At 64.2% G+C, this 17,105-nt stretch carries 18 protein-coding genes; 10 read left to right on the forward strand and 8 right to left on the reverse strand.

The features are described from left to right. The first annotated feature begins 25 nt into the window (after window positions 1-25). The gene (locus AC0L3P_RS30815; RefSeq protein WP_473307767.1) at window positions 26-871 is read left to right on the forward strand and encodes an SDR family NAD(P)-dependent oxidoreductase; all 846 of its coding nucleotides are present in this window, start codon (window positions 26-28) and stop codon (window positions 869-871) included. Window positions 872-913: 42 nt separating this feature from the next. On the opposite strand, the gene AC0L3P_RS30820 is transcribed toward AC0L3P_RS30815, so the two are convergent. The 6 genes from AC0L3P_RS30820 to AC0L3P_RS30845 form a co-directional block, all read right to left on the reverse strand. After that, complete coding sequence (locus AC0L3P_RS30820; protein ID WP_007615092.1) at window positions 914-1,120, reverse strand: hypothetical protein; 207 nt, start codon at window positions 1,118-1,120, stop codon at window positions 914-916. A 71-nt stretch (window positions 1,121-1,191) separates the two neighbouring features. Then, window positions 1,192-1,605: a Rieske (2Fe-2S) protein gene (locus AC0L3P_RS30825; protein WP_473307770.1), complete on the reverse strand. Its 414-nt coding sequence runs from the start codon at window positions 1,603-1,605 to the stop codon at window positions 1,192-1,194. A 15-nt stretch (window positions 1,606-1,620) separates the two neighbouring features. Continuing rightward, entirely contained in the window at window positions 1,621-2,733 is a 1,113-nt protein-coding gene (locus AC0L3P_RS30830) for an amidohydrolase family protein (protein ID WP_473307773.1), read from the reverse strand. Window positions 2,734-2,748: 15 nt separating this feature from the next. Next, window positions 2,749-3,813, reverse strand: a complete 1,065-nt coding sequence (locus AC0L3P_RS30835) for an amidohydrolase family protein (RefSeq protein ID WP_473307775.1) — start codon at window positions 3,811-3,813, stop codon at window positions 2,749-2,751. Between the two features lie 224 nt (window positions 3,814-4,037). After that, on the reverse strand, window positions 4,038-4,313 hold the full coding sequence (locus tag AC0L3P_RS30840) for a YiaA/YiaB family inner membrane protein (protein WP_275171037.1): 276 nt from the start codon (window positions 4,311-4,313) through the stop codon (window positions 4,038-4,040). A gap of 36 nt (window positions 4,314-4,349) precedes the next feature. Further along, complete coding sequence (locus tag AC0L3P_RS30845) at window positions 4,350-5,045, reverse strand: PspA/IM30 family protein (protein ID WP_275171036.1); 696 nt, start codon at window positions 5,043-5,045, stop codon at window positions 4,350-4,352. A gap of 102 nt (window positions 5,046-5,147) precedes the next feature. On the opposite strand from AC0L3P_RS30845, the gene AC0L3P_RS30850 reads away from it, so the two are divergent. The 3 genes from AC0L3P_RS30850 (at window position 5,148) to AC0L3P_RS30860 (ending at window position 9,040) form a co-directional block, all read left to right on the forward strand. After that, on the forward strand, window positions 5,148-5,756 hold the full coding sequence (locus tag AC0L3P_RS30850) for a TetR/AcrR family transcriptional regulator (RefSeq protein WP_473307800.1): 609 nt from the start codon (window positions 5,148-5,150) through the stop codon (window positions 5,754-5,756). A gap of 111 nt (window positions 5,757-5,867) precedes the next feature. Beyond that, window positions 5,868-7,322 carry a dihydropyrimidinase gene (gene hydA, locus AC0L3P_RS30855; protein ID WP_473307777.1) on the forward strand — a complete coding sequence of 485 codons (1,455 nt, stop codon included), beginning with the start codon at window positions 5,868-5,870 and terminating at the stop codon, window positions 7,320-7,322. Window positions 7,323-7,417: 95 nt separating this feature from the next. Then, on the forward strand, window positions 7,418-9,040 hold the full coding sequence (locus AC0L3P_RS30860; protein WP_275171034.1) for an ABC transporter substrate-binding protein: 1,623 nt from the start codon (window positions 7,418-7,420) through the stop codon (window positions 9,038-9,040). Here AC0L3P_RS30860 and AC0L3P_RS30865 read toward each other — a convergent pair. Continuing rightward, window positions 9,037-10,380 (reverse strand): glycoside hydrolase family 3 N-terminal domain-containing protein, encoded by a 1,344-nt coding sequence (locus AC0L3P_RS30865; RefSeq protein ID WP_473307780.1) that lies wholly within the window; start codon window positions 10,378-10,380, stop codon window positions 9,037-9,039. The two genes, AC0L3P_RS30860 and AC0L3P_RS30865, sit on opposite strands and share 4 nt — an antisense overlap. Before the next feature lie 187 nt (window positions 10,381-10,567). Between AC0L3P_RS30865 and AC0L3P_RS30870 the strand changes: the two genes are divergently transcribed. The 3 genes from AC0L3P_RS30870 to AC0L3P_RS30880 are packed head-to-tail and all read left to right on the forward strand — an operon-like array spanning window position 10,568 to window position 14,365. Next, window positions 10,568-12,058, forward strand: a complete 1,491-nt coding sequence (locus AC0L3P_RS30870; RefSeq protein WP_473307784.1) for a DUF4153 domain-containing protein — start codon at window positions 10,568-10,570, stop codon at window positions 12,056-12,058. A gap of 19 nt (window positions 12,059-12,077) precedes the next feature. Beyond that, a complete protein-coding gene (locus tag AC0L3P_RS30875) occupies window positions 12,078-12,782 on the forward strand; it encodes a response regulator (RefSeq protein WP_473307785.1) in 705 nt (234 codons plus the stop codon). Continuing rightward, window positions 12,779-14,365: an ATP-binding protein gene (locus AC0L3P_RS30880; RefSeq protein WP_275171030.1), complete on the forward strand. Its 1,587-nt coding sequence runs from the start codon at window positions 12,779-12,781 to the stop codon at window positions 14,363-14,365. Before AC0L3P_RS30875 ends, AC0L3P_RS30880 begins: the two co-directional genes overlap by 4 nt. Here the strand turns inward: AC0L3P_RS30880 and AC0L3P_RS30885 are convergent. Continuing rightward, the gene (locus AC0L3P_RS30885) at window positions 14,362-14,502 is read right to left on the reverse strand and encodes a hypothetical protein (RefSeq protein ID WP_007597071.1); all 141 of its coding nucleotides are present in this window, start codon (window positions 14,500-14,502) and stop codon (window positions 14,362-14,364) included. The two genes, AC0L3P_RS30880 and AC0L3P_RS30885, sit on opposite strands and share 4 nt — an antisense overlap. Window positions 14,503-14,581: 79 nt before the next feature. On the opposite strand from AC0L3P_RS30885, the gene AC0L3P_RS30890 reads away from it, so the two are divergent. The 3 genes from AC0L3P_RS30890 to AC0L3P_RS30900 all read left to right on the forward strand — a co-directional run bounded on the left by AC0L3P_RS30890 (window position 14,582) and on the right by AC0L3P_RS30900 (window position 16,941). Continuing rightward, window positions 14,582-15,151: an alpha-ketoglutarate-dependent dioxygenase AlkB gene (locus AC0L3P_RS30890; protein ID WP_473307790.1), complete on the forward strand. Its 570-nt coding sequence runs from the start codon at window positions 14,582-14,584 to the stop codon at window positions 15,149-15,151. A 230-nt stretch (window positions 15,152-15,381) separates the two neighbouring features. Then, window positions 15,382-15,876 (forward strand): hypothetical protein, encoded by a 495-nt coding sequence (locus AC0L3P_RS30895; RefSeq protein WP_473307793.1) that lies wholly within the window; start codon window positions 15,382-15,384, stop codon window positions 15,874-15,876. Window positions 15,877-16,011: 135 nt separating this feature from the next. Then, window positions 16,012-16,941, forward strand: a complete 930-nt coding sequence (locus AC0L3P_RS30900) for an alpha/beta hydrolase (RefSeq protein ID WP_275171027.1) — start codon at window positions 16,012-16,014, stop codon at window positions 16,939-16,941. Window positions 16,942-17,105: the final 164 nt, after the last annotated feature.

Here is a 17,105-nt window from a genome sequence, read left to right on the forward strand (position 1 = left end):
GACCGAGCCCCCCGGAGACCGATCCATGCCCCACCCCGCGATCGTCAAGGACAATGTTGCCGTGATCACCGGCGGTGCGTCCGGCATCGGATTTGCCGCCGCTTTGGCCTTCGCACGCGACGGCATGAAGGTGTGTATCGCCGATGTGGATCAGGCGCGGCTGGCGGAAGCCGCAATAAGACTCTCATCCGTCACGTCCGCCACAGACGTGATGACCTTCGCGATTGACGTCAGCAAGGCCGAGAGCGTGACGGAACTGGAGCGCGCCGTGCGCGAGCGCTTCGGTGGCACCGACATCCTCATGAACAATGCGGGTATCCAGCCCGGCAGCACGCTGTTCGGCGAACCCGACAATTGGCAGCGCATCATCGGCGTCAACATGTGGGGCATCATCAACGGCTCGCGCATCTTCGCTCCCAACATGATCGCGCGCGGCAGGGCCGGCCTCATCATCAACACTGGCTCGAAGCAGGGCATCACCACCCCGCCCGGCGATCCCGCCTACAACGTCTCCAAGGCCGGCGTGAAGGCTTTTACCGAAGCGCTCCAGCACGAGCTGCGCAACACTGCGGGTTGCCGCATCACCGCGCATCTGCTGATTCCAGGCTTCGTCTTTACGGGCCTTACCGCGAAGGGCCGGACGGAGAAACCGGCCGGCGCCTGGACGGCCGGGCAGACCGTGGACTTCATGATGGCGCGGCTGGAGGCCGGCGATTTCTACATCCTATGCCCGGACAACGACGTCCCGCGCGCGCTCGACGAAAAGCGCATGCTGTGGGCCGCCGGCGACATTGTAGAGAACCGCCCGCCGCTGTCACGCTGGCACCCGGACCATGCGGATGCATTCGCGAGGTTCGTGAAGGGGGAGTAGGCATTTTCCTTCTCCCCTCGTTGTGGGAGAGGGTGAAGAAACCTACAGCGTCTCTTGCTGGTGCCCGCAATTCTTGCAGGCGAACTTGATGCGGGTCTGGCCCTTTGGCGCCTGCACACGGTTCGGGGCGCCGCATTTACCGCAGACGGCCTCGATGCGGGTATCGCCCTGCTTGACGACGACGGTCTTCTTTTCCATCGATTCGCGGATCAGGCGCTCGGCCTCCTCACGCAGGGATTGTTTCGACAAAGCTCGTCTCCGCGATAAATGCGGGCGAGGCTTATCCCACCTGCGGTGAAATCACAATCCGAAACGGCTGCTCAGACCTCGACAATCACGTAGCTGTCCTCGACATGCACCGGAAACGTCTCGGCAACATACGGCCCTTTCTGGAGTTCCTCGCCGCGCTCCACAGCGACCGGATATGACCTTATCTTGACGCGCCTCGGATCGAACCAGGATTGGCCGTTGCGCATGTCGAACTCCCAGCCATGCCAAGGACAGCGCAGCATCTCGCCGACGCGCGAGCGCTGATAGATGCCGGGCTCGGGGGAGGTCAGCCGCGCCACGCAGGCCGCTTTCTCCAGCGGCGCGCCTTCATGCGGGCAGCGGTTCAGCAGCGCGAAGAACTCGCCATTGACGTGGAACACGACAATGTCGCGGCCGTCGACATCGACGACCTTGTTGCCACCAGGCGGGATCTCCGAGGCGGACGCGACGATGTGACGGGCCATACCGTGCAGACCTTCTCAGAACTTGTAGACGGCGCGGGCATTGGTGCTGAAGATCTTCTTTCGCTCGGCTTCTGTCAGCGGCGTCTTGAAGGCAAAGCGCGGATCGTCGAAATCCCAGTGCGGATAGTCCGACGAAAACAAGAGACGATCGATGCCGACCCATTCGATCAGCGAGCGCAGCTGCCGGGCTTCGTCAGGCTCGTCGATCGGTTGCGTCGTGAACCAGAAATGCTCACGGACGTATTCCGACGGCTTGCGCTTGAGATGCGGCACCTCGCTGCGGAAGCGCTCGAAATGCTGGTCCATCCGCCACACCGCGGACGGGATCCAGCCGAAGCCGCCCTCGATGAAGACGAACTTCAATTTTGGAAAGCGCTCCGGCACGCCTTCGATCACGAGACTGGCAAGCTGTGCCGCAATGGTGTGCGCGTTGGACTGGTGCTCCTCGACATAATAGGACGGCCAGCCGCCACCGGTCGGCGCATGCCCGCCATAGCCGCCGACATGGATGCCGAGCGGCAGATCTAGTTCTTGGGCACGCTCGTAGATCGGCCAGTAGCGGCGACGGCCCAGCGGCTCGTTGGCGCGCGGCGAGACGTTGATCTGGACGTATTCGCCGATTTTCGCGCAGCGTTCGATCTCGGCAATGGCGAGATCAACACCATCCTGACCGACTAGGATCGAAGCCTTCAGGCGCGGGTCGCGATGCGACCAGAACGCCAGTTGCCAGTCGTTGATGGCGCGCTGGATCGCGGCGCCGAATTCAAGGTTCTGCTGCGAGAAGATGAAGAGATCGAGCACCTGCAAGATCCCGAACTCGACGTCGAGCGGATCGAGATGCTGCTTCTGCATGAAAGCGAGATCCGAGCCGGGGGGACCGCCCGACGGTGGCCAGGCATCGCGCCGCGCGATCAGCGGCGAGGAGCGCGGATAGGGCGTGGTGAACAGATAGGGCGTGCGCAAATGGCTGCCATATTCCTTCAGATGCTGCTGCCAGCGCTTTGGCAGGAACTCGTTGAGATCGTCGAACGAATGCAGGCTTGGATGGACGTCGCAATCGACGATGCGCAGCCGCGAAGCGACGGGCTTCTCGTCTTCCCGCAGCGGGCGGTCGATGACCTCACTCATGCGAAACCTCCAAAGTCAGTTGGCGAGCGACAGCCGCGGAAACGTCTCCAGCGGGTTGTCGACGCACATCTTCGAGATGATGCTGTTCGGCAGGTTCGGCGGGATCGGATCGTCGCCGTCGAACTGCCAGTGCGGATAGTCGGACGCGAACAGGAACATCTTTTCGGAGCCGATCTGGTCGATGATGTCCTCGACGCTTTTGGCGTCGCCCGGCGCATCGAACGGCTGCATGGTGACGCGGAAATTCTCGCGAATGATCGCTGCCGGCTCGCGCTCGACCCAGGGCACCTCGACGCGCACCCCCCGCCAGGTCTTGTTGGCGCGCCACATGAAGGCCGGCAGCCAGCTCACGCCGGATTCCATCAGCACGACCTTGAGGTTCGGAAACTTGCCGAACACGCCCTCATAAATCAGGCTCAAGATCTGCGCCTGAAACGCCTGCGCCTCGACGAAGTAATATTCGTAGCGGTGCGACGGCCAGCCGGCCGAGCTCGGCGCCTGCCGATATTGCGTGCCGGCGTGGATCGCGAGCGGCAGCTTGTATTTCTCGGCGAGCCGATAGACCGGCCAGAAATGCCGCCGTCCCAGCAGCGTCTCGCCCTGCGCCAGCACGAGGATCGAGACGAAGCGGTGATCGGCGGCGCGGCGCTCAATCTCCTCGACCGCCAGATCCGGGTCCTGCATCGGCACCACAATCGAAGCACGCAAGCGCGGATCGCGCGACAGCCACTCAGTGGCGATCCAGTCGTTGATCGCCTTGCAGAAGTCGGCCGCCATGTAGGGGTCAAACACGGCCTGCGCACCATAGAGCACGTTGAGAATCGCGTGGCTGGCACCCAACTGCTCGAATGCGCCCTTCTGCACCATCGCAAGATCGGAACCAGGCTTTGTGCCGTTCGCCGGACGCCAGTCGGCGCGGCCGGTGAGCGGCATGCCGGGCGGATAGGAGGTGAGATCGAGCCCGTCGATGGCGCGGCTCACGACCTGCTCTTTCCAGTGATCGCTGAGATAGGGCAGCAACGTCGTGCGCGTGCCACCAACCGCCGGGTGGATGTCGCAGTCGATCCGCATCGCTGCCATGAGGTTCCTCGCCGAGATCTTGTAATCACATCTTATTGGCGGCGTTCTTGTGCGCCGCCTGTGAAGACTGCCCCTGCCCGTGCGGTTGCGCAAGAGCGCACGCCCGCGCGATCCGTCATGGCTCGGTTGCATTTCGCAAGCGCGAAACGAGGGGCGGAATGCGCTCCGGCGCGAAGCAGCGGAGCGCGTTGCTCCACTGCCTCCTTGCGTAATGGCTATGCCTATCAAGCCGTCTTGGAGACTTCCATCAGCAGACGTTCCGCCTTGGCATCCTCGATGCGGTTCACCATCCGGCTGCTTTCATGGTTGTCGCGAACCGTCTTGGTCAGGGTGATGCAAGTCTGGATCAGCATGACGATGCCCATGGTGAGATAACCCTTCATCCAGAGGTCGATCGGCAGGAAGAAGATGCCGATGGCGATGAGGAAGGCGGAGGCTGCGAAGGACAAGTAAGTGAAAGTCACCCAGGCGCCGCTGTGGGGCTGGCCATTCTGGTTCATGATGGTCTCCTGTTGGTTCGAATGATTGGGTTGGAATCAGGCAGTCGGCGTGCGCTTGGACTTCAACCGTGCCAGCACGTCGTCCGCGGTCGTCTTGAGCCGGGGGCCAAAACCCTGCTCGGCGAGTTTTTCGGCGGTGGCGAGCGGACCGCTGGCGGCATCGAGCTCGACCAGCGCGTCGTCGGCGGCCTGGGCTTCCATCTGCCGCTCACGAAGACGTCTCAAGGTGCTCTCCGCCTCCGGCAGCGTGGATTCGTAGGGACGTGCTGCCTCGATGCCGCTGCGGCGAAGCGAGCGCACCGCTTCCGAGGCACGGGCGACGCGGCGGCCGCGATCGAGCTCGGTGATGCGGGCCTGCGCGCTTGCGACGTGCCGCTTCAGCCGCGCAATCTCGGTTGCGAACAGCGCGCGTGCCGTCAGCGCCGCGTCGCGATCGGCCTCCAGGCCCGCGATGGCTTCAGCGGCATCGTTGGCGAGATCCTCGCGGCCGCCGTCGAGCGCCGCCACGGCGCGGGTCTCGAGATCGGCGATGCGGGCGACAGTCGCCTCGAGCTTGCGGCCTTCTTGCTGGTCCTGTGCGATCGCCAGCGCCAGGGTCCGTTTGCCGCGCTCGAGGGCGGCTGCGGCGTCGCGCATCTGTTGATCTAGGATCAGAAGGGCCGTCCGGTCTTCCAGTTCTTCGCCCGCGGCGGCCACGCTGCCGCGGAAGAGTGTCACTACGGTCTTGAACATCTGAAGCTCCCTGTTATGAGCGTTGCTCACAGATGGTTTGTAGCAACAAACTTGAACATCGTTCAATCAATATTTGAGCAACGCTCAGAAATTTGGCCGCAGATGACTAAGGCATTGGAACGCCGAGAGAAACTTCGATCCGATCTGATCCTGGCAGCGGAACGAATGATCGCCGACAGGGGACTGGCGGGTCTGAAAACCCGCGATCTCGCCCGCGAGATCGGCTGCGCCAACGGCGCCGTCTACAATCTCGTCGCCGATGTGGACGAGCTGATCCTGCGCGTGGGCTCGCGCACTTTGCTTCGGCTCGACCAGGCCCTGAGCACAGCAGAAAGCGCGGGCGAGCCATCGCCGCAGGAGACCCTGGTTCGCATCGCCCTCGCCTATTGCGATTTCGCCGCGGAAAATCTCGAACTATGGCGTGCGCTGTTCGAGCACCGTATGGCAGCCGACAAGCCCCTCCCCGACTGGTCCATCAACGACCAGATGCGGCTGTTCCGCCACGTCTACCAGCCGCTGGCCGCGCTGTTTCCAAAACGCAGTCGGGAGGAGCTCGGCATCACCGCGCGCAGCCTGTTCTCGGCGGTGCATGGCATGGTGACGCTCGGACTGGAGCAGAAGCTGGTCGCGGTACCGCTGCCGGCGCTGCGGAGGGAAATCGCAGGCCTGGTGCGCGCGATGATCGACGGGCTGATCGCGCGGGCGGCGTAGAGGCCGCGAGCACAGCTCAACTGTCGGCGATGCCTGACTAAAATTTCACCTGTCGCGTCGCATGCAGCGCGCTTAGCTTCGCGAGGTTCACGCCTCACTCCGGAGCCTCCAATGCCTCTCCTCATCCGCGGCGGCATCGTCGTCAATCATGATCATTCGCGCCGCGCGGACGTGCTGATCGACGGCGCGACCATCGTCGCGGTCGGGCAGTCGCTCGATGCGCCGACGAGGTGCGAGACCATCGATGCCGGCGGCGCCTACGTCATCCCGGGCGGCATCGATCCGCACACCCATCTCGAAATGCCGTTCATGGGCACTGTCACCGCGGACGATTTCGAATCGGGGACCAAGGCGGCACTGGTCGGCGGCACCACCATGGTGGTGGATTTCTGCCTGCCCGATCCCGGCCAGTCGATGCTCGCGGCCTATCAGGAGTGGCGGCACAAATCCGAGAAGGCGGCCTCCGACTACGGCTTCCACATGGCGGTAACGTCGTGGTCGAAGCAGATCCATGACGAGATGGAGACCGTGGTCAAAACCTACGGCATCAACACCTTCAAGCACTTCATGGCCTACAAAGGCGCACTGATGGTGAACGACGACGAGCTCTACAACTCGTTCGCCCGCTGCGCCCATCTCGGCGCCATGCCCGTCGTGCATGCGGAGAACGGCGACGTCGTCGCCCTGATGCAGGAGGCGCTGATCGCGCGCGGTGTCACCGGCCCCGAGGGACATGCTTATTCACGGCCGCCGGAGGTCGAGGGCGAAGCCACCAACCGCGCCATCATGATCGCCGACATGACAGGGACGCCGGTCTACATCGTGCACACGAGCTGCCGCGAAGCGCATGAGGCGATCGCGCGCGCACGTGCGGCGGGCAAGCGCGTGTACGGCGAGCCGCTGATCCAGCACTTGCTGCTGGACGCCGGTGAATATCAGAACAAGGACTGGGATCATTCCGCGCAGCGCGTGATGTCGCCGCCGTTCCGCGACAGGTCGCATCAGGATAGTCTTTGGGCCGGTCTGCAAGCCGGCTCGCTGCAGGTGGTCGCGACCGACCACTGCGCCTTCACCACCGAGCAGAAGCGGTTCGGGCGCGGCGATTTCAGAAAGATCCCGAACGGCACCGGCGGCCTCGAAGATCGCCTCGCGCTGCTGTGGACCGCGGGCGTCACCACGGGACGGCTGACGAAGGAGGAATTCGTCGCAGTGACCTCGGCGAACATCGCCCGCATCCTCAACATCTATCCGCGCAAGGGCGCGGTCGCCGCCGGCTCGGACGCGGATGTCGTGGTTTGGGATCCCAAGGCGAGCAGGACTATCAGCGCGAAGCGGCAGATGAGCCGGATCGACTACAATGTGTTCGAGGGCTTTTCCTGCACCGGCGGACCGGCGGCGACGCTGTCGCGCGGCCGAATGGTCTGGAAGGATGGCGATCTGCGCGCCGAGGCCGGCGACGGCCATTATGTCGAGCGCCCGGCGTTCTCGCCGGTGCATGTCGCCAATTCCACCTGGAAAGACCTGACTGCCCCGCGGGCCGTGAGCCGCGGAGCGGTGTCGCCGTAGAGCTGAGATGCGCACCGGATGCGGCGCCGTGAAGCGCGGCCGATGGCATGCGCCTTGCCTCTTTAGGGTGCAAATCTCTCAAGAGTGAGGCACCCATGAGCGCATCATCTTCCGACCTGAGCCGCCGCAACGTGATGCTCGGCGGACTTGGCATCGCCGGAATGACCGCCCTTGCTCCGCGCTTTGCCTCGGCGCAAGGGCGCGCGGAGACGCTGCTGGTGGTGCAGGAGCTCGGGCCAAACTCGCTCGATATGCAGGGCGTCGGCTCCAATCAGACCGTGAACGGGCTGTCCTGGAATTGCTACGACCGCCTGCTGAGCTACGCCTCCAAGACGCTCCCCGACGGCACGCTGTCTTATGACCGCGAAAAGCTCGCGCCTGAACTCGCCGAGAGCTGGGAGGTTGCGGCCGACGGCATGTCCTGCACTTTCAAATTGCGGAAGGACGCAAAATTTCACGACGGCACGCCGGTCACCGCGAAAGACGTCAAATGGTCGTTCGACCGCGCGGTGAAGGTCGGCGGCTTTCCGACCTTTCAGATGTCGGCGGGGTCGCTGGAAAAGCCCGAGCAGTTCGTCGTGATCGACGACCACACCTTCCGCATCGACTATGTGCGCCAAGACAAGATGCTGCTGTTCAACGTCGCTGTGGTCGTGCCCTTCATCATCAACTCGGAGCTCGCGAAAAAGAACGCGACCGCGGAAGACCCATGGGCACTGGCCTGGCTCAGGACCAACGAGGCGGGCGGCGGCGCTTACAGGATCGAAAGCTGGAAGCCGGGCAGCGAGACCGTGCTGGCGCGCTTCGACGATTGGAAGAGCGGACCTCTCCCGAAGCTCAAGCGCGTGATCGCGCGCGACGTCCCCTCCGCCGGCACTCGCCGCGCCATGCTGGAACGAGGCGATGCGGATATCTCCAGCGGCTTCGCGCCGCGTGACTTCGAGCAGATCATCAAGGAGGGCAAGGTCAAGGTCTCGGGCGTGCCGATCCCGAATGCGCTCTGGTCCGTCGCGCTGAACACGGCAAAGCCGCCGTTCGACAATGTGAAGCTGCGCCAGGCCGTCGCCTGGGCGATGCCCTATGAGCAGATCCAGAACAGCGCGTTCTTCGGACGTGCCGTTCCCATGTATGGCGGAGCAGCAGACGTCTCCAAGCCGGTCTGGCCACAGGCGTTTCCCTATGTCACCGATCTCGACAAGGCCAAAGCCTTGATGAAGGAGGCAGGCTTCGAGTCAGGGCTAGAGACGACGTTGTCGCTCGACACCGGCACGGCCACGGTCGGCGAGCCGACCGCGATCCTGATCCAGGAGAGCCTCGCCAAGATCGGAATCAAGGCGGCAATCGAAAAGATTCCCGGCGCGAACTGGCGCACCACGCTGAACAAGAAGGAGCTCCCCCTCGCGCTGAACCGTTTCAGCGGCTGGCTCGATTACCCCGAATATTACTTCTACTGGAATTTCCACGGCAACAACTCGATCTTCAACATCTCCTCCTACCAGAACAAGGAAATGGACGCGCTGATCGACAAGGCACGGTTCACCACGGATTTTGCCGAGTACGACAAGACCGTGAAGGATTTCATCGCGCTCTGCATGCGCGACGTTCCCGTCATTCCGCTCAACCAGCCGATCCACGATGTCGCCATGCAGAAGGCCATCACCGGCTACGAATTCTGGTTTCATCGCGAGCCTGACTACCGTCAGTTCGCAAAGGGCTAGTCTTGACCCGCGACGTTCACAGGGCGTGAGGCGGCTCGCGTCTGCTCGGACGGGAAACCGCGCGCGAACCGCGCCTCGCTCACGCGCAGCATCGCCGCATCGAGCTTGCCTTGCCGCGATCCATCCAGGGCACAAGCGAAAATCCGGTAGAATTGCGCGCCGTCATAGGCGACCAGCAGCAAATCGACGCCCGCGTTGATGGCCTCGACCACGGCCTGGCAGACGTCGTGCTGATAGATCGCGCCCATCACGAGATCGTCGGTCATGACGATACCCTGATAGCCCCATTTGTCTCGGATGATCCCCTCGACGACGCGCTTCGAATGCGAGGCGGCTCGGTCGGGATCGACGGCCGTGAGCGTGACATGTCCGACCATGAGCGCGCTGCGCGAATGCGACAGCACCTCGCGGAACGGAAGCCAGTCGGTTGCCTCCAACTCCTTCACCGGCGCGTCGAGGTTGGCGCTGAAATGGTGCGTGTCGGTGCGCACGCGCCCGATGCCGGGAAAATGCTTGAGCGTGGCGCCGACGCCGGATTCTTCCAGCCCGCGCACATAAGCGCTCGCGATCGCGCCGACGACAGCTGGATCGGACGCAATCGCGCGCTGGCCGATCAACGTGTGGAAATCGAGGCGATTGCGCCGGACCGGCGGCTTGAGATCGAGCACCGGTGCGAGATTGAGGTTGACGCCGAGCCCGGCGAGTTCACGTCCGTGGATGCGGCCGAACTCTGCTGCTTTGGCCTGCTGGTCATCGGGGGCAAGCCCGGCAAGCGTCGCCAGCGCCGGCAGCTTCGTCAACGGCGGCGCAAGGTGCCCGACGATGCCGCCCTCCTGGTCCGCGGCGACCACCAGCGGCGGCAACCCGGCGGCTCGCCGCTTGTCCTGGAGCGCCGCGATCTCGGCACGCAGCGCCTCGGCGGTCAGGCCCCGGATGTTGTGCCGGGTGACGTAGACACCGCCGATCAAACCCTGCTCGGCAAGGCGCGCGACCTCCGGGAAGGAGGAATAACCGACCATGAAGTGAGGCCCGAGCTGACGCGCCTCGGCCGTACTGGCGGCAAGCACATCGTGCTTGCGCAGTTCGAATTTCAGATGCGCCGCCGACATCAGGAGCGGCGGAGCGCACCAGAGCATGACGAGCAGCTTGCCCGCGGTGCTGCGCCAACGCCCGCGGCGCAGCAGCACGATGACGATCACGATGCTTGTGACGACAACCGCGATGTTTCCAGCGCCGCGCAGCACGAGCAGATAGGGATCGTTCTTGTTCGCGGCCGCAAATGCGACGAGAGGCGCGGCAAGCCAGAGCAGAATGAGACCGATGCGGTTGAGGGATTGCATGATGCGTCACGCCCAATGTGATGAACGCATCGCACCTATCAAAGCGATTTGCGCCGCGTAAGGACCAAAAGCGCGCCTGCACGAAATCTGCAAAAGACTCCTGAAACCGTGCAGACGACGATCTCACCTTCTGCACGAACGACGTTCAGACTTCGTGATGCCACCATTCACGAAAGGTCTTCTGGACATGACGAGCCTGGCTACGACGATAGCAGCGGACCTCCAGCCGATCAGGCCTTCCTCCATTCCTGCCAAGCTTGGTCTCGCACTGGCACTGGCCGCGGTCGCCGACTGGCTGTTCTATGGCCCACGGATCGGCCTATCGCTGACGCTCTTTGCGATCGCGACGGCTTGCGTGTCGATGCTGTTCAATCATGCGGCGCTGGACCTGCGACGCGGCATCACCAGCGCGGCCATTCTCGTCGCCGGTCTCGTGCCGGCGACAGAGGAGCTCAATGCGCTGTCCTTCCTGATCCTCGTCGCGGCGCTGCTCATGGCACTGCTGCTCGCGACCAATTCGGAGACGAGGGGCTTCGCGGACCGTGCCCGGGCGATACGAAACTTTGTCCTGTTCGGGCCCTTCAGGGTCTTCCCCGAAGCGCTTCAAATCTTCGACATGTCGGCACTCACTCGGAGCATCGCACTCTGGCTTCTGCCTGCAGCGCTGAGCACTGTCTTCATCGCACTGTTCGCCGCAGCCAATCCGCTGATTGAGCAGTGGGTGTTCCTGCTCAATCCAAAGCTCATTCTCGACTATGTCAGCATCCCGCGCGTGCTGTTCTGGACCATGATGCTGTCGCTGGTCTGGCCGTTCATCCATGTGCGCTGGCGGCGCAGAAAGATTGTCACCACGACCATCGCAGATATCCCCGTGCCGCCGCCGCTGCAGTCGCAAGTCTCAGCTGAGTTCCTGGGCCCGTCCACCATCCTGCGTTCGCTGATCCTGTTCAATCTGCTGTTCGCGGCACAGTCCATTCTCGACGGCATCTACCTCTGGGGCCATGTCGCGCTGCCGGCCAACATGACTTATGCCGCCTATGCCCATCGCGGCGCCTACCCACTGATCGCCACCGCCCTGCTCGCCGCCGCCTTCGTGCTGGTGGCGATGCGTCCGGGCGGCCCGGCGGAGAAATCGAAGATCATCCGGCCGCTGGTCTATCTCTGGGTGGGACAGAACGTCCTGCTGGTCGCCTCCTCCATCCTTCGCCTCGACCTTTACGTCGACATCTACATGCTGACCTACTGGCGCATCGCAGCCTTCATCTGGATGGGGCTGGTGGCGCTCGGGCTGATCCTGATCGTCGCCCGTATCGTGCTCGACAAGCCCAACCAATGGCTCGTCGGCGCCAATCTGATCGCGTTAACGATCGCGCTGTATGGCTGCTCGCTGGTGAACTTCGATGCCTTCATCGCCGACTATAATCTGAGCCACAGCAACGAAATGTCCGGTAAGGGCTTGAACATCGACGCCGACTATCTCCTCACACTCGGGCCGCAGGCGCTGCCTGCCCTCGACAAGGTCATCGCTCATCGCCCGGGCGACAACTGCCTTGTGTCGCGGCGCGATCGGCTTGTAGAAGTCCAGCGTCAGGATCTTGCCTGGCGGAGCTGGGGCTTCCGGAATTGGCGGCTCCAGCGCAGGCTGGACGCGCTGGCGAAAGCTCGGCCGGCGGGCTGACGAGGCAGCGGAGAGATTCTTGGCGCATCGCATTCTCATCGTCGACGACGAAGGCCATATCCGCGAGGTCATCCGCGTCGCTTTGAAGAAAGCCGGCATGGACGTGATCGAGGCCCGCGACGGCAAGGAGGCGCTGACCCGCTTTGCCGCCGACAAGTCTGACCTGATCGTACTCGACATCGGCATGCCCGAATTCGACGGCCTCGACGTCTGCCGCGAGGTACGCAAAGGCTCCGACGTTCCAATCCTGTTCCTGTCGGCCCGCGACGAGGAGATCGACCGCATCCTCGGCCTCGAGATCGGCGGCGACGACTATGTGACAAAGCCCTTCAGCCCACGCGAGCTGGTGGCGCGGGTCAACGTCATCCTGCGCCGGCTCGGCCCGCGCAATGGCGAGGCCAAGCCGGGGCCGTCGGCACTCGCGCAAGGCGGCCTGCTGATCGACCCCGAGCAGCATGTCGCGACCTTCGCCGGCACGCGGCTGAAGCTGACCACGATCGAGTTCGGTATCTTGCGCGCGTTCCTGACCCGGCCGACCTCCGTGTTCAATCGCGAGCAGCTGATGCGGGCCGCCTACCAGCTCAACATCCAGGTCTCCGACCGCACCATCGACAGCCACATCCGCAACATCCGTGCCAAGCTCGCGGCACTGGCCTGTGACAACGTCATCGAGACCATCCACGGCGTCGGTTTCAAGCTCGGCCGCTGCGAGAAGGAGGCATGAGCGCCGCGCCCGACAAATGGCGGCCATCGCTCACCCTCGTGATCTTCACGGTACTGGCGACCGTCGGCGTGCTGCCGCTGGTCGGCCTGTTCTTCTTTCGCCTCTACGACAACCAGCTGATCCGCCAGACCCAGGCCGAGCTGATCGCACAGAGCCGCGTGCTCGCGACGATCTACGCGCAGGAGGTCACGACGCGGCTCGACAGCGGCCTCTCGCTCGGCGCCGAGGTGCCACCGAACGTGCTGCCTGATCCGGGCGACCAGGTCACCCCGATCCGCCCCGCGCTCGACCTCACCGCCAACGACCTGCTGCGGCGGCGACCCGACGCGCAAGCAGCAATCCGGCCGGCGCAGCCAGCCTATGTCGATATTGGCGCAAGACTGACGCCGATCATCCGCGAGACCCAGAAGGTGACGCTGGCAGGCTTTCGCATCCTCGATCCCCAAGGCGTGGTGATCGCCGGGCGGCAGGAGATCGGGCAATCGCTCGCCCATATCGAGGAGGTCGCCGACGCGCTGCATGGGCAATACCGCGCCACCCTGCGCAACCGCGTGCCCGACAAGCCGCCGCCGTCGATCTATTCCTTCAGCCGCGGCCTCGGCGTCCACGTGTTTTCGGCAATGCCTGTCATCGTCAACAACCGCGTCGCAGGGGTGATCTACACGACGCGGACGCCGAGCAACATCTTCGACCATCTCTACCAGGAGCGGGCCAAGTTTGTGCTGGCGGGGCTTACCGTGATTCTCGGCACGATCGCCATCGGCCTCGTATTCTCGCGCACCATCACGCTGCCGATGCGCGAGCTGATCGATCGCGCCACCCGAATAGGCCGCGGCGACCGCGAGGCGTTCAGGCCGCTCCGACATTACGGTACGCGCGAGTTCGCCCAGCTCTCGCACAGCTTTCTCGGCATGGCCGAGCAGCTGGCGCGGCGCTCGGACTATATCGCGACCTTCTCGGCCCATCTCACCCACGAGCTGAAATCGCCGCTGACCTCGATCAAGGGCGCCGCGGAGCTATTGCAGGATTCGGTTCGGGGCAAAGCGGGCAGCCTGACGCCGGCCGAGCAGGAGACGTTCATCGCCAACATCCTGTCCGACACAAAGCGGCTGGAAGCGATGGCGCAGCGGCTGCGCGAACTCGCGCGTGCCGAAAGCCTGCCGCAAAACGAGCGCACCGAATTGGCGCCCGTGATTGCCGAACTCAGGAGCCGGTTTCCGGTGAGCTCAATCAAGGCCAGCGGCAGCCTCGACCTGATGATCGGCATGTCGGCGGAGAAGGCGCTGATCGTGCTTTCGCATCTCGTGGACAATGCGATGCGGCACAAGGCCGGGACAATCAGGCTGGAGGCGATCGATGAGCGTACGACCCTGCTTCTGACTGTGAGTAATGACGGCGAGCCGATCTCGGCGCCGAACCGCGACAGGATATTCGATGCGTTCTTCACCACCCGCCGCGACCAGGGCGGCACCGGGATGGGGCTCGCGATTGCGCGCGCGGTGATGGCGAGCCATGGCGGCTCGATCAGGCTCAAGCCGACCGATCGGGGCGCGGCGTTCGAGCTCCAGTTTCCAATGGGCTAGATCGCGAACACCCACGCGGCGACGATGGTGCCGATGGTGACCAAGCCGGCGATGGTCCAGCCGGCGGCGTATTCCAGCTCAGGATGACCGGTCGCCCGCATGATCTCTGCCGGATCGGCGGTATGCTTCTCTGCCATGACAGCCTCGCACGTTACTTTCCGCGTCATATGTAAGTCGCATCAGCCACCATTAGGTTCCATCACGGAAATGCGAGGAATGACGCAGCTTGGTTTGTTCGCCGATCCGCAAGCAGGGCCTGCCGGCCTTCGCTATGCCGATGACTTCGTCAAGGCCGCCTTCGAGCAGGCGCTCATTGGCCGCATCGCAGCATTGCCGCTCCAGCGCTTCCAGTTCGGCGCCTTCGAGGGCAACCGCCGGGTGGCGTCCTTCGGCTATCGCTATGACTACACATTGCAGCGGCTGGCCGAGGCCGAGCCGATCCCCGACTGGGTCCTGCCCGTCACGCGGCAAGTCGAGGCATGGGCGGGGCTTGCCGGCGGCAGCGTGCGGCAAGTGCTCTGCACCGAATACGAGGCCGGCGTCGGCATCGGCTGGCACCGCGACAAGCCGCATTTCGACAAAATCCTCGGCCTGTCGCTCGGCTCGTCCTGCAAATTCCGCTTCCGCCGCCGTAGCGGCGACAAATGGGAGCGCCACACGCTCGAAGCCCGGCCGCGCTCGCTTTACGTGATGGACGGCGAGGCGCGGTCGCAATGGGAGCACAGCATCCCGCCCGTCGAGGCGCGCCGCTATTCCATCACCTTCCGGACGATGAAGCAGGCCTGACCGGCCGGCCAAACAAAAAACGCGAAAACAACCCCATGCACAGTAGAACGGCCGTGTCGGTGCGAGGCTCGGTCCCGCGGGGTAACCGTTTGACGGCTCGGGGCAAAACAGCCGCACCGCGCAAAGGCGCAAGGCCCGGCGAACTTGCCTTCCAATTCGTGTTTACATGCTAAACTGGTTCCACGTCCCGCGCGGGAGGGAAGCCGCGATTGCAGGTCCAGGGAGGCAAGATGAAAGCCGGTCGATTGATCCTCGCCTGCGCCCTCGTTGTCGCAACCGCCTCCGGCGTCGCCGATGCCTCCGAGGCGACGCCCGGAAAAGTCTCGGGCGCGACGGCGCTGGCACTCGCGGGGGTGATCGCGCCGCTGTCGTCGGTCCTCTCTGGCGCCGAGAAGAAGGCGATGGCGATGCTATTCGCCGCCAACAGCGACATTCCCTACAAGAAGCCGATCGTGGTGACCGCCGATCGAATCGTCTGTCGCGCCGGCAATGTCGACATCACCGTCCGGAACTGCGAAGTCACCTTCGGCACGAAGACCAGGACAGTGAATGGCTCCACAGCGAGCGAGATCTTCGCCACCGAAGCCCTGGCCGGGATTCCGCCCGACGGCGCCGCGGGATCGAATTTCGAGAGCCTGACGAAGCTGAGCTGCACCATCGACCCCAACGCCATCCGCCGGAAGGACGGCAGCGGGGCGGATTGCACCTTCCAGCCGGGCAATTGAACCACGCGTGGCGACGGAGCCGGGAGAGAACCGCGGTGCCGTGAAATCGCCTCATGACCAACTAACTAATAAGGCGAATTGAAAAGACGGGCCAAACGCGCGAGCCCATATCGGGCACGCAGGGCCGACACCGACATGAAGAATTTTCTCGCATTTTTTCTAATTCTGGGCATCACGGCAGCCTCCGCACACGGTCCCCTACCGATGCTGCCGGCCGCGCCGTCCGATCTCGTGCGGGTCGGCCTCACCGACAACGACACCGCCGCGGGCGGCACCGCGCGGCTGTGCGAGCAGGTCACCTTCTCGCGCGGCCTGCGCTACGGCGAGAGCGAAGCCAATGTGCTCGATGTCGCCACCGCCACGACCAAGGCGGATACGCCGCGGCCGGTGCTGCTGTTCGTGACCGGCGACACCTTCACCGGCGACCGCGCCGCGCCGGAGCTGTCGCGCCAGATCCAGGACCAGGCCATGTGCTTTGCCGCGCGCAACGACATGATCGGCGTGCGGGTCAACTACCGGCTGGCGCCCTCGGCGACGTGGCCGGCGGGTGCGACCGACGTGGCGGCGGCGCTGTCCTGGGTCCACGGCAATATCGACCTGTTCAACGGCGATGCCCGCGAGATCGTCGCGGTCGGCTACGGCGCCGGCGCCTTCCATGTCGCCACCCTGCTGGCCCATCCCGAACTCCAGACCGACCGCGCCGACGTCGCGGCTGTCGTGCTGGTCTCCGGGGTCTACCGCGCCGGCAAGGACGCGAGCGACAGCGAGAAGGCCTATCTCGGCAGTGACGCCAGCCAGTACAACAAGCGTTCGGTCTTCCCCGGCATCCTCAATGTCGACGTCCCGATCGTGCTGGCCTGGGCTGCGGATGATTCCGCCGGCATCACGGCGCAGGGCGAAACCCTGAAGAAGACGCTCTGCGGCGCCGGCCATTGTCCGCGTAGCGCGCTGCTGCGCAGCCGCGACGGCATCGCAAGCGCCTTCGGCCTCGACGGCTCCGGCGACAGCCTCGCCGAGCCGACGCTGCTGCTGGTGCATCAGCTCGAGGCGCGCGGGCTGCCGTAGGGGTTTGCGTGCCAGCCGTACGCTAAGACACACTCCTTTTGCTGGGCTACCCCTCTCCCCCGCCCTCCCCCACAAGGGGGGAGGGAGCGCAGTTGTGCGTATCGCTGCTTCAGGTGATCACAATTGGCTTTGGCTCTGTGAGCTCATCGAGCTGGTGAGCCCTA

It is taken from the genome of Bradyrhizobium sp. WSM4874 (genome assembly GCF_055811835.1).

Coding starts and splice junctions, on each gene's coding strand:
- AC0L3P_RS30815 (WP_473307767.1), top strand. CDS start 26: ATGCCCCACCCCGCGATCGTCAAGGACAATGTTGCCGTGATCACCGGC.
- AC0L3P_RS30825 (WP_473307770.1), bottom strand. CDS start 1,605: ATGGCCCGTCACATCGTCGCGTCCGCCTCGGAGATCCCGCCTGGTGGC.
- AC0L3P_RS30830 (WP_473307773.1), bottom strand. CDS start 2,733: ATGAGTGAGGTCATCGACCGCCCGCTGCGGGAAGACGAGAAGCCCGTC.
- AC0L3P_RS30835 (WP_473307775.1), bottom strand. CDS start 3,813: ATGGCAGCGATGCGGATCGACTGCGACATCCACCCGGCGGTTGGTGGC.
- AC0L3P_RS30840 (WP_275171037.1), bottom strand. CDS start 4,313: ATGAACCAGAATGGCCAGCCCCACAGCGGCGCCTGGGTGACTTTCACT.
- AC0L3P_RS30845 (WP_275171036.1), bottom strand. CDS start 5,045: ATGTTCAAGACCGTAGTGACACTCTTCCGCGGCAGCGTGGCCGCCGCG.
- AC0L3P_RS30850 (WP_473307800.1), top strand. CDS start 5,148: ATGACTAAGGCATTGGAACGCCGAGAGAAACTTCGATCCGATCTGATC.
- hydA (WP_473307777.1), top strand. CDS start 5,868: ATGCCTCTCCTCATCCGCGGCGGCATCGTCGTCAATCATGATCATTCG.
- AC0L3P_RS30860 (WP_275171034.1), top strand. CDS start 7,418: ATGAGCGCATCATCTTCCGACCTGAGCCGCCGCAACGTGATGCTCGGC.
- AC0L3P_RS30865 (WP_473307780.1), bottom strand. CDS start 10,380: ATGCAATCCCTCAACCGCATCGGTCTCATTCTGCTCTGGCTTGCCGCG.
- AC0L3P_RS30870 (WP_473307784.1), top strand. CDS start 10,568: ATGACGAGCCTGGCTACGACGATAGCAGCGGACCTCCAGCCGATCAGG.
- AC0L3P_RS30880 (WP_275171030.1), top strand. CDS start 12,779: ATGAGCGCCGCGCCCGACAAATGGCGGCCATCGCTCACCCTCGTGATC.
- AC0L3P_RS30885 (WP_007597071.1), bottom strand. CDS start 14,502: ATGGCAGAGAAGCATACCGCCGATCCGGCAGAGATCATGCGGGCGACC.
- AC0L3P_RS30890 (WP_473307790.1), top strand. CDS start 14,582: ATGACGCAGCTTGGTTTGTTCGCCGATCCGCAAGCAGGGCCTGCCGGC.
- AC0L3P_RS30895 (WP_473307793.1), top strand. CDS start 15,382: ATGAAAGCCGGTCGATTGATCCTCGCCTGCGCCCTCGTTGTCGCAACC.
- AC0L3P_RS30900 (WP_275171027.1), top strand. CDS start 16,012: ATGAAGAATTTTCTCGCATTTTTTCTAATTCTGGGCATCACGGCAGCC.